At 59.1% G+C, this 13796-nt stretch carries 14 protein-coding genes and 1 pseudogene; 14 read left to right on the plus strand and 1 reads right to left on the minus strand.

Features of this window, described 5'->3' with window-relative positions; all coding sequences use genetic code 11:
• Positions 1-27 precede the first annotated feature (27 nt).
• The 10 genes from NYE74_RS11150 (at position 28) to NYE74_RS11195 (ending at position 7618) form a co-directional block, all read left to right on the plus strand.
• Positions 28-864, plus strand: a complete 837-nt coding sequence (locus tag NYE74_RS11150; protein WP_115311356.1) for a glycosyltransferase family 2 protein — start codon at positions 28-30, stop codon at positions 862-864.
• A complete protein-coding gene (locus tag NYE74_RS11155) occupies positions 861-2048 on the plus strand; it encodes a glycosyltransferase (RefSeq protein ID WP_082207694.1) in 1188 nt (395 codons plus the stop codon). Before NYE74_RS11150 ends, NYE74_RS11155 begins: the two co-directional genes overlap by 4 nt.
• Positions 2045-2791, plus strand: a complete 747-nt coding sequence (locus NYE74_RS11160; protein WP_240752033.1) for a glycosyltransferase family 2 protein — start codon at positions 2045-2047, stop codon at positions 2789-2791. The genes NYE74_RS11155 and NYE74_RS11160 overlap by 4 nt, the downstream gene beginning before the upstream one ends.
• 31 nt (positions 2792-2822) lie before the next feature.
• Entirely contained in the window at positions 2823-3554 is a 732-nt protein-coding gene (locus tag NYE74_RS11165; protein ID WP_036620328.1) for a sugar phosphate nucleotidyltransferase, read from the plus strand.
• A 32-nt stretch (positions 3555-3586) separates the two neighbouring features.
• Positions 3587-4768, plus strand: coding sequence for a GT-D fold domain-containing protein (locus NYE74_RS11170; protein ID WP_240534103.1), 1182 nt, complete (start codon positions 3587-3589; stop codon positions 4766-4768).
• Positions 4769-4772: 4 nt separating this feature from the next.
• Positions 4773-6125 carry a glycosyltransferase family 2 protein gene (locus NYE74_RS11175; protein ID WP_082207695.1) on the plus strand — a complete coding sequence of 451 codons (1353 nt, stop codon included), beginning with the start codon at positions 4773-4775 and terminating at the stop codon, positions 6123-6125.
• Positions 6126-6256: 131 nt separating this feature from the next.
• Entirely contained in the window at positions 6257-6544 is a 288-nt protein-coding gene (locus NYE74_RS11180) for a nucleoside-diphosphate sugar epimerase (RefSeq protein ID WP_082207696.1), read from the plus strand.
• A gap of 27 nt (positions 6545-6571) precedes the next feature.
• Positions 6572-6925, plus strand: coding sequence for a hypothetical protein (locus tag NYE74_RS11185; protein WP_036620330.1), 354 nt, complete (start codon positions 6572-6574; stop codon positions 6923-6925).
• Positions 6922-7224 carry a hypothetical protein gene (locus NYE74_RS11190; protein ID WP_036620340.1) on the plus strand — a complete coding sequence of 101 codons (303 nt, stop codon included), beginning with the start codon at positions 6922-6924 and terminating at the stop codon, positions 7222-7224. The genes NYE74_RS11185 and NYE74_RS11190 overlap by 4 nt, the downstream gene beginning before the upstream one ends.
• Before the next feature lie 4 nt (positions 7225-7228).
• Complete coding sequence (locus tag NYE74_RS11195; protein ID WP_227872930.1) at positions 7229-7618, plus strand: hypothetical protein; 390 nt, start codon at positions 7229-7231, stop codon at positions 7616-7618.
• A gap of 127 nt (positions 7619-7745) precedes the next feature.
• Here the strand turns inward: NYE74_RS11195 and NYE74_RS33325 are convergent.
• Positions 7746-8009, minus strand: a pseudogene (locus tag NYE74_RS33325) (IS4 family transposase); the annotation flags it as partial.
• A gap of 336 nt (positions 8010-8345) precedes the next feature.
• Between NYE74_RS33325 and NYE74_RS11200 the strand changes: the two are divergent.
• The 4 genes from NYE74_RS11200 to NYE74_RS11215 all read left to right on the plus strand — a co-directional run bounded on the left by NYE74_RS11200 (position 8346) and on the right by NYE74_RS11215 (position 13788).
• Positions 8346-9182: an IS1595 family transposase gene (locus NYE74_RS11200; RefSeq protein WP_341004795.1), complete on the plus strand. Its 837-nt coding sequence runs from the start codon at positions 8346-8348 to the stop codon at positions 9180-9182.
• 721 nt (positions 9183-9903) lie between these two features.
• Positions 9904-11007, plus strand: a complete 1104-nt coding sequence (locus NYE74_RS11205; protein WP_036620347.1) for a CgeB family protein — start codon at positions 9904-9906, stop codon at positions 11005-11007.
• A gap of 27 nt (positions 11008-11034) precedes the next feature.
• Positions 11035-12171 carry a CgeB family protein gene (locus NYE74_RS11210; protein WP_036620349.1) on the plus strand — a complete coding sequence of 379 codons (1137 nt, stop codon included), beginning with the start codon at positions 11035-11037 and terminating at the stop codon, positions 12169-12171.
• 39 nt (positions 12172-12210) lie between these two features.
• Entirely contained in the window at positions 12211-13788 is a 1578-nt protein-coding gene (locus NYE74_RS11215; RefSeq protein WP_155619640.1) for a glycosyltransferase family 4 protein, read from the plus strand.
• The last annotated feature ends 8 nt before the right edge of the window (positions 13789-13796 follow it).

Below are 13796 nucleotides of genomic sequence, written 5' to 3' on the forward strand. Positions count from 1 at the left end.
TATATCACGATCTGGGAGGAAAGAGACATGGTCAATAAACGCAAAATTCAAGGCCGCCTGAACCGTAAAAAGATTCAGAGCAAGCCGGCGATGCCGCGTTTGGTCAATCATCAGGACCCGATTGTTTCGATCATCATCCCGGCGATGAACGAAAGAGCCACGCTGCGGGACGTTCTGCGCGAAGCCGGACGATTGCATCCCCGCAGCGAAACGATCGTCGTCGCAAACGGCTCGACGGACGGAACGGCGGAGCTGGCCAAAAAAAGCGGAGCCCGCGTGATCCGATCGGCAAAGCCGCTTGGGCACGATGTCGGCAGACGCGTCGGTGCGGAGGCGGCCCGCGGGTCGGTGCTCCTGTTCATCGACGCCGACATGGTCATCCCGGTAAAGGAGCTGCGCCCTTTTGCGGAGGCGGTGTTATCCGGGGTGGACGTGGCGCTGAACGGATATTCCGGTCCGGTTGCCAGCAAAAAGACCCACCCGGTCGTGCTGGCGAAGCATGTACTGAACGGCATGCTGTCGCGAACCGATCTGAAAGGAGCATCATTAACCGCCGTTCCGCATGCTTTAAGCAGGCGGGGGGCGGAACTCATTGGACTTCAAACGCTGGAGATCCCTCCGCTGGCCCAGGCCAAGGCGGTGCTTCTCGGCTTAAACGTGCAGGCCGTCCACACCGTGCCCGTGGGCAGATTAAATCCGGTCAGGGCCCGGCGGCGAGCTGGAGGAAGACGTGAGGATCCGCTGACCTCTCTGGTTGTCGGCGATCATTTGGCGGCCGTGCATTGGCTGACCCTCCAAAAAGGGCCGCGCGGCGGTTACGGCGATCTCGGCCGTATGCGCGGCAGGGTGAGGTGGATGGAATGAATGCGAGAAAACAGGTAAAGCGCCGCCGCAGCCGCACATGGCCCCTGCCGGGACGGACGCGCAAAAGACGCCGCCCTAAGCAGGCGCAGCCGGGCCGCGCAGCCGGACGGCCTTCAAGCGGCTATCGCTTTGGCCGCCGCCCTGGCGTTCGGCGGGACGGCCCAGGCCACGCCCAAACCGGCGGGGCGGCCCCTATGGCCGGCGAGAACCACCGGCTGGAGCTGGCGGCAGCGGAAGCGGGGACCCGTGCCGCCATATTGGACGGGGCCCAGGGCCCCGCGAATCCGGAGCGGATGCAGCAGGGCTTTCAAAGCTGGTATCTTGATCATGCCCCGGCAGGTTTGTCCTATCGTGAAATACTGCCGATCGCCCTCGCTTTCCGCAAGGGTTACGCAGACGCATCCGGGCTCGCGGACCCGTGGATTCCACTGCCGATAAAGGAGGGCGCAGCCGCGATCGTCACCGCAAGCAACGAAGAACGAACGCTGCCCGCCGTGTTAGCGGAGCTGCGCAAGCTGCCGCTTAAGGAAATCATCGTCGTGCTTAACGGCTGCAGCGATGGCAGCTTTGCCGCGGTGGAACGGGATCCCCGGGTGACGAAGCTGAATTTTCCGGAGCGGCTGGGTCATGATATTGGACGGGCGATAGGCGCTGCGGCAGCCTCGGAGCCTATTTTGCTGTTTACCGACGGAGATATGGTTTTGCCTGCGGAGGATTTGGCGGCTTTTCTGATCGCCGTCGACCAGGGAATGGACCTCGCGCTGAACAATCTGTCGCCGTATTTGCCTCCGTTTCCGCAGCAGGATGAGGTGACGCGCTGCAAAACGTTCCTGAACCACGCCTTGGGGCGGCCCGATTTGCAAGCCAACTCGCTAACGGCGGTACCGCATGCGATTTCTCGCCGGACGCTGCAGACGGTGGGAGCCGGGGCGTTGATCGTCCCTCCGAAGGCCCAGGCGCTGGCGCTCGCCCGCGGCCTCACGGTCGGCGCTCCGCATTCCGTCGACGTCGTGCGGAAAAACCGGATTCGCAGGGGCAATACCGGGGCCGGAAACGACGTTGCCCAAATGATCATCGGCGACCATATCGAAGCGCTGGGCGCGGTGATGCAGACGGAAGGCGTACGCCTGCGCCATACTACGCTGCCCAGGAACGAGCTGGCGAAAGCGAGGAATGCGCTGTGAGCGGAGGCGGATTAACCAGCATTATCATACCGACCTACAACGGGCTGCATTTGCTTCGGCCCTGCGTGGAAGCGATTCGTAGGCATACGGAGGTACCGTATGAAATTATCGTTGTGGATAACGGTTCAGATGACGAAACCGCGCAATTCTGCCTACGGGAAAAGCTTATTTTGGCGGCATTGCCGCGAAACGAAGGTTTTCCGGCTGCCGTGAATCGGGGACTATTGATCGCATCCGGCGAGCAGCTTCTCGTAATGAACAACGACGTCATTGTGGCCCCGGGATGGCTGTCCAATATGCTGGCCGCCCTCGGCAGCGCGGACGATGTCGGCCTGGTCGGCCCGGTGACGAATTACGCCAGCGGCCGGCAGCAGGTCGCCGTCCCTTGGAAGGATCGGGACGATTTCCTCCGGGCCGCCGAGCGGTTCAACCGGTCCGATCCCGGCAAATGGCAGGACGTCCGGCGCCTGGTGGGCATGTGCCTGCTGTTCAAGCGGGAAGTGCTGGACCGGGTAGGGCTGTTGGATGAGCGGTTTTCGCCGGGCCATTATGAAGACGACGACTACTGTTACCGGGCGCGGCGGCAGGGTTACCGGCTGCTGATCTGCGGGGATACGCTGGTCTACCATGCCGGCAGCGCAAGCTTCAGAGCCTGTCATCCGGGAGGATGGAACGGGATCATCGAGCAAAACCGCAAAAAGTTCATCGATAAATGGGGAGTGGATCCCTGGCAGTTTATCTAGCTTATATCACTTTTTTTGGGGAGGAGAGTTCATGAAAGGTGTGATTTTGGCGGGAGGCACAGGAACGCGTCTATACCCGCTGACCCGGTTAATCAACAAGCATCTGCTTCCTGTCGGGAATCATCCGATGGTCTGTTACGGCATAGAACGGCTGCGTCAAGCCGGAATCACCGACATTCTCATAGTCATCGGCAAGCAGTCCGCCGGATTGTACGCGGATTATCTCGGCAGCGGCGAAAATTTTGGCGTAAACCTGACGTATCGCGTACAGGAGTCGGCGGGAGGCATCGCCGAAGCGCTGGAACTCGCCGAAGGATTTATTCCGCCCGGAGACAAATTCGTCGTACTGCTGGGCGATAACTTGTTTTTGGACGATTTGACCCCGTACGTGGAAAAGTTTAAGCAACAACCGCCGGGAAGCGCCCGGGTGATGCTGAAGCCGGTGGACGATCCCCGCAGATACGGCGTTCCGGTGTTCGACGTGGCCGATCCGAGCTTGATCGCCTACATCGAGGAAAAACCGAAAAAGCCGAAATCGAACTTTTCGGTCACCGGCATTTATATGTATGATGATGCCGTTTTCGGGATTATCCGCGGCATCGGCCGGTCGGCCCGCGGCGAGCTTGAGATTACGGACGTCAATAACCGCTATGCCAAGGCGGGCAAGCTGGAATACGACGTCCTTCAGCTGTGGTGGGGGGACGCCGGAACGCCGGAATCGCTGCAGGAGGCAAGCATCCGGATGCGTGGCGTCCTTCCCTGACCGTTATTGGACGCGAAAGGGGCGTTATGAGGATGGCACATCGCGCTCAAAAAGCCGGCCTGTCCCGCAAAACGCGGACAGCGGCGAGAAGAGCGGCGGGGGCGAAGCGCCCCCGCCCTGCCGGAAGGCGCGGCGGCTACGGCCGGTACGCCAGCGGAAAGCGCCGCCGTACCGCCGGACGGGGCAACGCGGCGGCGCGGCGGACGGCGGCGGGCCAGGGTGCTTACGCGCCGCAGCCAGCCAAGGCAACGGCTCCCCCGCCGCCCTCGCCTTCGCCGAAAGCGGCGGCGTCTTTCCCGGCCGTGCCTTTCCCGGCCGCCGAATCGGCGGCCGAGCTTTCCCCCGCTCCCGGATCGGCGGAGTTCGCAACCCGCGAGGAGGCCTATGCCGCCGGGTACCGCGAGGGGCTGTTCGCGGGCGGGGAGGCGAAGCTGGAGCGGCTTATTCCCCGCCATATGATGCTGCCCGAACTGACGGTGGACGATGTCATCGCCGCCGGATTCCATGCCGTCGCCGGGGCGTTGTCCCCTTTGCTGCGGGCTGCCGACGTGTTTGCGGCCGCCGAGCGGGCCCTTAGCGAAGGTCGGCCGCTGTCCATCGTGCGCCTTGGCGACGGCGAAATGCTGACGCTCGCCCATGACACCGTCCTCCCGGTGGAGGAGGCGATGCGCTGGGGCGCTTTTTTGCCCTATGCGGGCGTACAGCTGCCGGATCCGGCCGCGCGCGAGGCGCTTGTCGCCGCCGTCCGCGCCGCCGGCATCATCGGTATCCCCCAATCTCGCCATCCCTCCTATCAGGGCTTGCTGTTTCCGGTGTTTCGCCATTACGGCATCGATTACCGCACGCTGCAGCTCACCACCTCTACGATCAATTACGAGTTGAACGAGGAGGGGTATTTCGCCAGGCTGCTTAAAGGCCGCCGCGTGCTTTTGATCGGCGATAAGGCTTTCGCCCTTGCGAGAGTCTTGAGGCTTTGGGGAGCCGATATTGCCGGCAGCATCGCCCCGGTCAACGGGGTGGGCGACGTGCCGCGGGTAATGGAGCTTGCGCGCGGCATCCCGTTTGACCTTGCCCTCGCCGCCGCAGGAATCGCCGCCGTCATTCTCTGTGAACGCCTCGCTAGAGAGCACGGCAAGGTGACGCTTGACCTTGGGCATCTGGCCAACAAATTGATCAGTGGAGAGGCGGTTATGCCGCCGATTCAGGAGGTGTAGACGCTTGGCGCTCGGAAGAAACCGCAAACCGGGTAAATGCCAGGGGCTAAGCGGCCCCGATGTTAACCGCAAGGAAGACTCCCGGCGCGCTTATGAACACGGGTATGCCGCCGGTTACGCGCACGGGATTGTGGAAGGAAAACGTTCGTTCGGCGCGGGCTTTGAAGGAACGAGCATCATCATACCGACTTACAACCGCAAAGACTTGCTGGCCGAATGCCTGGACCGGATCGAGGCCCATACCGCTCCGCCCTATGAAGTGATCGTCGTGGACAACGGATCGGACGACGGCACGGTAGATGAAGTGCGCCGGCGCCGAAACCGGGTCCGTTTGGCCGTTCATCCGCAAAACCTCGGTTTTGCGCGAGCGGTGAATACGGGGCTGATGATGGCCAAAGGACAAACGATCGTGCTGCTCAACAACGATGTGCTCGTAACTGAGCGCTGGCTGGATCAGCTGCTGGGCTGTCTGAAGCTGACCGGGGCGGCGGCCGTCGGGCCGGTTACGAATTACATCGGCGGTGACCAGCAGATCGACGTGCCCTATGAGGACGTCGCCGAAGTGCCGGCTTTCGCCGCTGCCTATAACGCCCCCGATCCCCGGAAATGGCGGGAGGTAAACCGCCTGGTCGGCTTTTGCCTGCTGTTTCCGCGCAGTACGCTGGAGCAAGCCGGTTATTTTGATGAGGGATATGTTATCGGCAATTATGAGGATGACGATTGGGGGGCCAGACTGCTTTTGCAGGGCAAAAGGATGGTGATGGCCGGCGATACGTTTGTTCACCATTACGGAAGTTCCACGATGAAAGCGCTTGGAGCGCAAGGCTTTGAGCAAGTGAATGCCCGTAATCACGACTATTTTGCCGAAAAGTGGGGGGATCTGCACGGACTTCTCCTTCGCAAACCCGAGTCCCGGACGGGGCACGGGCAGAGGGCGGTTGATTTTTATCCTACGCATACGTACGTAAAAGGGTGGTCCGATACGGTGTATTGGCTGGAGCACGGGGTAAGGCATCCGGTTTCCGCAGCCCTGCCGGGAGTGACGGGGGGCGGCCCGCCCCCGGTCCGTCTGTCGGTTGTCGATCTGCTGCAAATTCCGGTTGGCGCGCCGCAAACCCCGGCGGAACCGCGGGCTGAAGAAACCGCCGGCCTGCCTGAAGGGGCGGTGGCCCGCAGCACCGATGGACGCTTATATCAGATCGACCGCGGCCAGCGGCGGGAAATCATGTCGGAATACGCCTGCCGTGTATGGAATCTGCGCTTTTTTCCGGAAATGGTTCCGTCCCATATTCTGCAGCAATATCCGGCCGGCCTCCCCATTACGCCCCCGCCCCGCATCATCAGCGAAGATTTGTAATGAAGATTTGCAAACTCATCCTGCTTGGAACGTGCAAATCCGTACCGGCATATGCTAATGCAGGGCACAGGCGGGCAGATCCTCGGCTATGTTGAGGATGCGGGTAGCCCATTGATGAGGGAGGAATGAGGGTGGAGCAGAAAATTACGGAGATCATCGCCCATATGTCCCACTCCCACCAGCAAATGGCGCGGGTGATTGACGCTGAACGGCAGGTTGCCGTGCGGATGGCTCAGATCGTGCACGCCATTCCAGATGCCGAACCCGCGTTTGAGGGAACGTCCGGGATTCTTGAAAATGCGGGACGGATCAACAAAAGCGTGATCTCTTATTTAAATGCCATCGCCGATTTGGAAGAGGCTATGGCTGAGAATTTGGGTGTTGTGATTAAGGAAATGAAAAGCCAAGATGAAGAGTGAAGAAGCGCGGGAGCGGGGAATGATGGCATGAGCAGGGAGCAGGCATATCTGAATATGTTGGATGCGGCCGCCAAAATTCAGTGGAATGTCGCGATGATTTTGGAGGCCAAGGCGGTTGAAGCGGAGAAGGTCCGGAATTGGGTACTCAACCACGTGCTGGAAAGCAGCTTTGAGGATCATGAGAAGCAGTTGTCCGACCCGCTTGATGTCCATGATCAGCTCGTGGAAGTGATCGAAGGTTTAACCAAGCTGCAAAACGGGCTGTGCAGCAATTTAAAGAGCTTATTGCCCGAAGAAGAGGAGGATTCCTTGTCCGGGAGCGGCGGCGGGTTCAGCGGCCTGTTTGGCGGCGGTTTTGATATGGAGGATTCCGACAAATGAGATCCGCGCTAAAGGCCGGAGAGGAAGCCAAGCTTCGGCTTATCGATTCCATCAGCCAAAGCCAGCAGGCCATGGCCCGGATCCTTGGCAGCCTGGCCGATGTGACGGAATTGTCCGGCGATACCGCCAGGCATTTGGCTCAAAACGTCGAGAAGCTGACGAAATATCAGGAAGCGATGGCCCGGACCGTCTGCGGGCTGTCCTTCCATTGCGTTTATTATGGAACTCCTTCGTTGCCCTGGATATCGGATTCATGTTTTGCCGCAAAAGATGCCGCCCGAGGAGAACAGGAGGATTGAAGTGATGGCAAAAACGAAAGTCCGGCGCAGCCGCCGGGTCAAATCCGCAGCGCTCAGAAAAGCCCGGTTAAGAAAAAAGCGTAAATTGACGTTAAAGCGGGGGCGGGGAGCCGTCCGCAAACGGGCCCGCAAAAAAACGATCAGGAGAGTGAGCCCTCGGCGTAAAAGGCTGAGACGCCGGCGGCGCGTGGCCGCGCTGCCGCTTCCTCCCGCGCCGGAGCCGGCCCCCGAACCGGCGTCCGAACCAGCGCCGGCGCCGCCTCCAATAACGACTCCGGAAGGAGCAGCCGCTTATGAACAGGCATATAACGGGGCTTATCAGGAAGGGTTTAATGCCGGTTTTGCGCAAGGGTATGAGGATGGACATAAGCTGACTTACAAAAACCAAATTTAAAACGGTGAAGGCTGAGTCTGAACCCCCGCTGCCTGTCTAAGGTAGCGGGGTTTTTTACATTATAGAATTTACAACTCAACTTTCGCAGCAAAAAATCGGCAGACAAGCCTTGAGGCAGCTGGGGCTAAAGTAGCGTGAAGTGGAGGGGCAAAAAGGTGTAGCCGCTCAACCCGCCCATCGTGAGCATAGGAGATCCTTTGTAAAACGTGCCGGTGGCATGATCTCTAAATCGGACAAGCAACTCGACCGCCTTGCTGCGATTTCGCTCAAACATGGAAGCAAGGAGTCATAGAAGAAGCGCCAACGATGTAGAGGCGTCACGATCCGACGGGGTCAGCGGATCTACTTTCTGCACCGTAGCCGTTTCGAGCCGTGTCCCAAATCGACGCCAGGTGAGGGGCTGTCTAAAGGGTCCGTGTCTTGGTGGTGTCCCTGCCTGCTGCCTGCCTTTGCACGATTATCCCCTTCGTTAAGGAGCAGGGAGCAGGGGGTGGGGGCTAGAGCAAGGGTTCCAAAAAAAGAGAGATGAAAAACCAAAAAAGATGAGGAAAAAATAAGGCGGCTTGGGTGAGATTTTTAGCTTGATTAGAGAACGTGTGTTTGCTATAATGAAATAAACGGAACTTATGTTCGTGTATTCTTGATTCGGGGGTGAGCGGGCGTGGAAGTCAATACGGGAACGGAACTTCAGCTATTCAGCAGCCGTTTTAACAGCGAGCAGGACTGAATGGAAGCGCTAATCGCGATGAAGTGGCCAAACGGCTTCGTCTGCCCGCGCTGCGCTCACACCCGGTGCAGCCGTCTGACTTCCCGGCATATCCCCTTGTTCGAGTGCGGAAAGTGCAAGCATCAAACATCGCCTTTGGTCGGTACGATTTTTGAAGGAACGCATCTCCCCCTGGTGAAGTGGTTTCAGGCCCTGGAGTTGTTCCTGCTTGAGGGCGGCATCTCGGCGCTGCGGCTGAGCAAGGTGATCCGGGTCGCCTACAAAACAGCCTGGTCGATGCTGCACAAAATACGCCATGCCGTGGGGGAGTTCGATGCCCGGGAACTGCTCTCCGGAGACGTGAAGGTGAACAGCGATCAGTATGGGCGTAATCCGTCCCGGTGTCAGCTTTCGCATCCGTACGCCTCGGCGGTCGTAGCCGGCTGCACGGTCACGGAGTCGGGCGAGCCGGAGCAGGTCAAAATCCGCCTGGTGCCGCATAAGCGGGGAGGCGAAAAGAGGGCAAACCGTCACGAACTCGATGCGTTCATCAATGGGCATGTGGATGTCCATACATCGGCGGTACAGTTGTTTCCTCAGGCCTTTCGGCTGTATGCGCCCTTGCGGAAAGTGGTGAGAGAGGCGTGGGAATCGCTGAAGAGTACGTATGGAGCCTTGGGACTGAAGCATCTGCAGGCGTACCTGAACGAATACACCGGACGCCGCCGGCTGCGCCTGTCCGGAGCGGAAGAAACGATGCGGCAGAAGTTACTGCGCATGTGTGTGGCGATTCCGGCGATCCCTTACCGCCGGCTGATCGCGCGCCAACCGAACCAGCCCCTTGCAGCCGCAGCCTGATTGTGGCGCTTGAACGGGTAGGGTTACTTGATGCAAAACAACTTAATTGGGTGTGGATTAGCATGAACAGTACAGGCATTGCTGCAGATGGAAGGGCTCAGGTTACAGCAAAATCACGGTCTTTTCGTTTCCTTCGCGTCTTGTCCTTGATCCCCTGTCTTGATTCCCTTTCGGTATGTTTTACTTCCTTTAAACCTGATTTCTTCTCCTAAGCCCGTTTAAATTATCTCGAACCTATCTGCTTCTCCACAAATATTTTTATCTCCCGAGCTTGTCTTTCTCTCTGCTACCTGATTAAACGGAATAATCGTGCAAAGACTCCGGAAACAAGTGTTGATCTGCCGCCCTTCCCCCCACTTCCTTATCCTCAAGCTTTCAACTCCCTTCCGCGTTTCTTGCCATGATCGGTTTTCGAATTAACCGTTATTTGCGGAAAAACGGAGGTTTGCAAAATGTAACGGCACAGATGACCCTACTTACCTCAAATCTGCCTGGACAAGCCGCCCTCGGGGACATCTGCGCAAAAGTGCAAACGCCAAAATAAGCGAACGCCCGTCGTCCGTATCCGGGAAAAGGCGGATTTTCCCGGGAAAAACGGAATGAGGCTAGGTTATTTCACGGGCGGCATTCGCCAATTTCTAAGGCTTCCGGGTAGTCGTCCATGATGCACGTGTCCCCTCGGCATATATTTATTAAGACCCAGGAATCCCACAAAGATAGGATGAAGAGTTTGATGAACGAGATGGCAAATGCTCCCGGCGAAGCTTATCAGGCCGGATATAATGAGGGATACCGTTTTGGAGGATGCCGGGCCGTTCTGGACCGCATTCCGGCGGTTTCCCGGGAAAAACGCGGCTGGCGCGTACTTTATGTGCCTCAAGGATTTGAGGCGATCGACGGCGGAGTGGCGGCTGCCCTGCAGGAAGCGGTGCACGAGAGCAGGGTCGCATCTCCGGAAACGATGCTGCAGGAGGCGGAGCAGTTCCGACCCGATCTGGTGCTGGTGATGAACGCGCTGCATGTGTTCCCCGCCGATCATGCCGAGCAGATTTCCCGGATCCGCGAGATGGGTATGCGCACGGCCGTCTGGTTCGTCGATGATCCTTATTTTACGGATGATACCCGCAATTTGTCGCTATTTTACGACGTTGTATTCACTCATGAGATGGAATGCGTGTCCCTTTATCGGGACGCCGGCTGCCGGGAGGTTCATTATTTGCCCCTGGCGGCGAATCCGCAGGTGTTCAGACCGGTGCGGACGGGTCCGGAGCATCGGTTTGACGTTTGTTTTATCGGCAACGCCTTTTGGAACCGCGTGGAGCTGTTTGATCATTTAACGGAGTTTTTGCAGGACAAAAAAGTGCTGATCGCCGGAGGGTATTGGGAGCGGCTGACGAATTACGACCGGCTGGCCCGGTTCATTCGTCCCGGCTGGATCCCCCCCGAGGAGACGGTCCCTTACTACAACGGCTCCAAAATCGTCATAAATATTCACCGCCCCACCTTGACGGGGCAGGACAATCGGAACGGCCTGAATATCACGGGAGGGTCCATCAATCCGAGGACGTATGAGATCGCCGCCTGCGGTGCGTTCCAAATCACGGATGTCCGATCCGACTTGACCTCCTATTATCATCCCGGTGACGACATCGAGACGTTTCGCGATGCCGCCGAGCTTAGGGATAAAATCGCGTATTATCTTGAGCGTGAACAGGAGCGTCAGCAGATCGCCTGGCGTGCTCTCTGGACGACGCGGCGCGACCATACATTCGGCGACCGGATCGGACGTCTTCTCGAAGCCGTCTTCGCCGACGGCAGCCGTTAACGATCAAATTTTTGAAGGAGTGACATTATGTTGACAGTACAATCGCCAGAGTCCGTGATCTTTGCCCCTGTAAGCAACCCTGCCGATCCGGCGCAGCTCGGGAGAAGCTCCGGGCTGCAGGACGGATACCACGAAGGATATTTGCGCGGCCGGGCCAGCGTTATCATGCAGCGGGAACGGCCTCCTTTTGCGGTGCGCAACGCCAAGGTGGTATATGTCGCTTCCGGGAAAGGGTTCCCCTATGCTCCGATCGACGAAGCGATTACGGCGACGCTTCGGACATTGGTTACCGAGGTGATCGTTTTCGAGCCGGGGCAGCTTCTCCCGGATCTCGCAAACGCATTGCGACCGGATCTCGTACTCGTGCTCGACGGCATGGAAATGCCGACCGAACAAATCGACGCGGTGCGGGCCATGGGCATTGCCACGGCCGTCTGGTTCACGGACGATCCTTATTATACGGATATGACCGTCGAACTTTCCTCTCATTATGATTTCGTGTTTACACTCGAGCGCAACTGCATCGATTTATACCGCTCGGCCGGCTGCAGCCGCGTGCATTATTTGCCTTTTGCAGCGCATACGGAGCATTACCGTCCAACGCTGACGCCGTCGCCGATCCGCCGGAACCTCAGCTTTATCGGCTCGGCCTACTGGAACAGGGTGACTTACCTGCAGCCGGTGATCGGCGATTTGATGAATTATGGCTTGGTTATAAACGGCATCTGGTGGGATCGCCTGCCGGAATATGCGCAGTATGCCGACCGGATCGAACTCGACAAATGGATGGGGCCGGTGGAAACGGCCGAAGCCTATAGCGGGACGAAAATCGTTCTGAACCTGCACCGCTCTCCGTTCGAGGAATCGGTCAACAACAATACGGCCGGCGTCCAGGCGGTGTCGCCGAATCCGCGGACGTTTGAAATCTCGGCCTGCGGCACGCTGCAGCTGGTGGATGCCCGCGATGATCTGGCGCTTTTTTACGAGCCGGGCAAAGAAATCGAAACGTTCTCTTCCCCTCAAGAGATGCTGGATAAGATCCACTTCTATCTGAACCATGAAAAAGAAAGACGAGAGATAGCGCTGAACGCTCTGGAAAGAACGTACCGCGATCATACGTACGCTAATCGCCTGGACGAAATGCTGCGTCACATTTTCGGATGACGGCAAGGTCCGGGATCTTCATAAACGGAGGTGACGGCGTTGCCGGAGCGAAAAAAGCTGTTTTTGTTCTCGCATGTGAGCAATGTCCGCAACATTACGGGGGCCGAAAAACTGTTGTTGTTTTTGGCCAAGAGGCTGTCCGCCAGCTTTGACTGCACGCTGGTCGTCCCCGGGGAAGGCCGGTTAACCTATTTGGCCCGGCGCAGCGGAATCGGCGTCCTGGTTTGCGATATCCCGCTGCTGTACGGGATGTGCTCCCCATATGAAGGACTGAACCGGGACGCTGAGGGGTTGATGGGCGGCAAGGCCGCCGAGCAGATCGCCGGCCTGCTTGCCGCACATCGGCCGGACGGCGTATTCGTCAATACCTGCGTCAATATCGTCCCGCCGGTCGCGGCCAAACGGCTTGGCATTCCGGTGGTGTGGCATATCACCGAGGTCGTGCGGGATAACGGCTATGCCGAAGAGCCGGTTCGCCTGATCGACTGTTACAGCGACCGGATCGTCGGCATATCCGAAGCGGTGTTAAGCCCCTTCCGCAGGCAGATAGCGGCCGATAAGCTGAACCTGCTGTTCCCTTCCTGGGAGAGTGGGGAGTTTCAGCCCCCCGGGAGTTGGCCGCAGCTGCGGCTGGGCAAACGGCGGGCATGGGGAGTCCGGCCGGAGGAGACGGTGGTTGGGTATATCTCCTCATTTCTCATCCGCGAAAAAGGCCCCGATCATTTTATCCAAGCCGCCCTGGGGTTGGAAAAAGCGTTTCCGCATGCCCGATTCGTCGTCATCGGCGGGGAGGCGGACCGCGCCTTCCACCGTTCTCTGCGCAAGCTGGCGGCTCAGGCGGGAAGCGGCCGCATCGTCTTCGTCGACCACGAGGACAGAATCGAGGCGGCTTACAGCGCCATGGACATTACGGTCATTCCGAGCCTGATCAACGAAGGGTTCGGGATGACCGCGATGGAAGCGATGATCTTCGGCAAACCGGTAGTGGCTTACGCCTCCGGCGGTTTGCAGGAAATTTTAAATGGTACGGGCAACGGGGATTATCTGGTTACGGCCGGGGACATCGCCGGCCTGTCGGCCAAAATATCCGGTTTGCTGGCCTCTCCCGACACGATTGCGGCAGTCGGCCAGGCCAATCGCATTCGGGTGGAGGAGGTTTTTGGCCCGGCCGCCTATATGGGCCGGTTTCACGAGTTTTTGGAGCAGCTGCATCGCCTGACCTACGCTCCGGGAAATACTCCTGCGGATGGAGACCGGACGGCGGGGGAGGCTTCGCCCCCGGCTGCCGCCGCGGAGGAGGGGGAGCAAGCGGCGCCCCCGCCTTCGCTGTTGCCGGCGGCCGCGGAGCCTGCGCCTTCCGGGCATGGCGCGCCGCCCCGGCCCGCTCCTGGCGCAAAACGCCGTGCACGCCCCGCCAAAGCCAAACGCCGCCCGCGGCCTGCCGGGGTCAAGAAGCGGACGGGCGTTAGCCGTTCCGCCGGCAAGCGCAGGCCGGGTCCGGCGGCGCGAAAACATCGGCGCCGGACCCGGCCCGCGCGTTCCTCCGCGGGAAGCGTTCGTTCGCGGAAGCCCGGGCGGCAGCGCCGGCGTTCCGCTCCCGTACGCCGTCATCCTTAACGATTCTA

This window comes from Paenibacillus sp. FSL P4-0127, from assembly GCF_038007325.1.
GTDB classification, from domain to species: Bacteria; Bacillota; Bacilli; order Paenibacillales; family Paenibacillaceae; genus Fontibacillus; species Fontibacillus macerans.

Bases quoted from the DNA above. Each gene is read 5' to 3' on its own strand.
- NYE74_RS11150 (WP_115311356.1), top strand. From the start codon at position 28: ATGGTCAATAAACGCAAAATTCAAGGCCGCCTGAACCGTAAAAAGATT.
- NYE74_RS11155 (WP_082207694.1), top strand. From the start codon at position 861: ATGAATGCGAGAAAACAGGTAAAGCGCCGCCGCAGCCGCACATGGCCC.
- NYE74_RS11165 (WP_036620328.1), top strand. From the start codon at position 2,823: ATGAAAGGTGTGATTTTGGCGGGAGGCACAGGAACGCGTCTATACCCG.
- NYE74_RS11170 (WP_240534103.1), top strand. From the start codon at position 3,587: ATGGCACATCGCGCTCAAAAAGCCGGCCTGTCCCGCAAAACGCGGACA.
- NYE74_RS11185 (WP_036620330.1), top strand. From the start codon at position 6,572: ATGAGCAGGGAGCAGGCATATCTGAATATGTTGGATGCGGCCGCCAAA.
- NYE74_RS11190 (WP_036620340.1), top strand. From the start codon at position 6,922: ATGAGATCCGCGCTAAAGGCCGGAGAGGAAGCCAAGCTTCGGCTTATC.
- NYE74_RS11195 (WP_227872930.1), top strand. From the start codon at position 7,229: ATGGCAAAAACGAAAGTCCGGCGCAGCCGCCGGGTCAAATCCGCAGCG.
- NYE74_RS11200 (WP_341004795.1), top strand. From the start codon at position 8,346: ATGGAAGCGCTAATCGCGATGAAGTGGCCAAACGGCTTCGTCTGCCCG.
- NYE74_RS11205 (WP_036620347.1), top strand. From the start codon at position 9,904: ATGAAGAGTTTGATGAACGAGATGGCAAATGCTCCCGGCGAAGCTTAT.
- NYE74_RS11210 (WP_036620349.1), top strand. From the start codon at position 11,035: ATGTTGACAGTACAATCGCCAGAGTCCGTGATCTTTGCCCCTGTAAGC.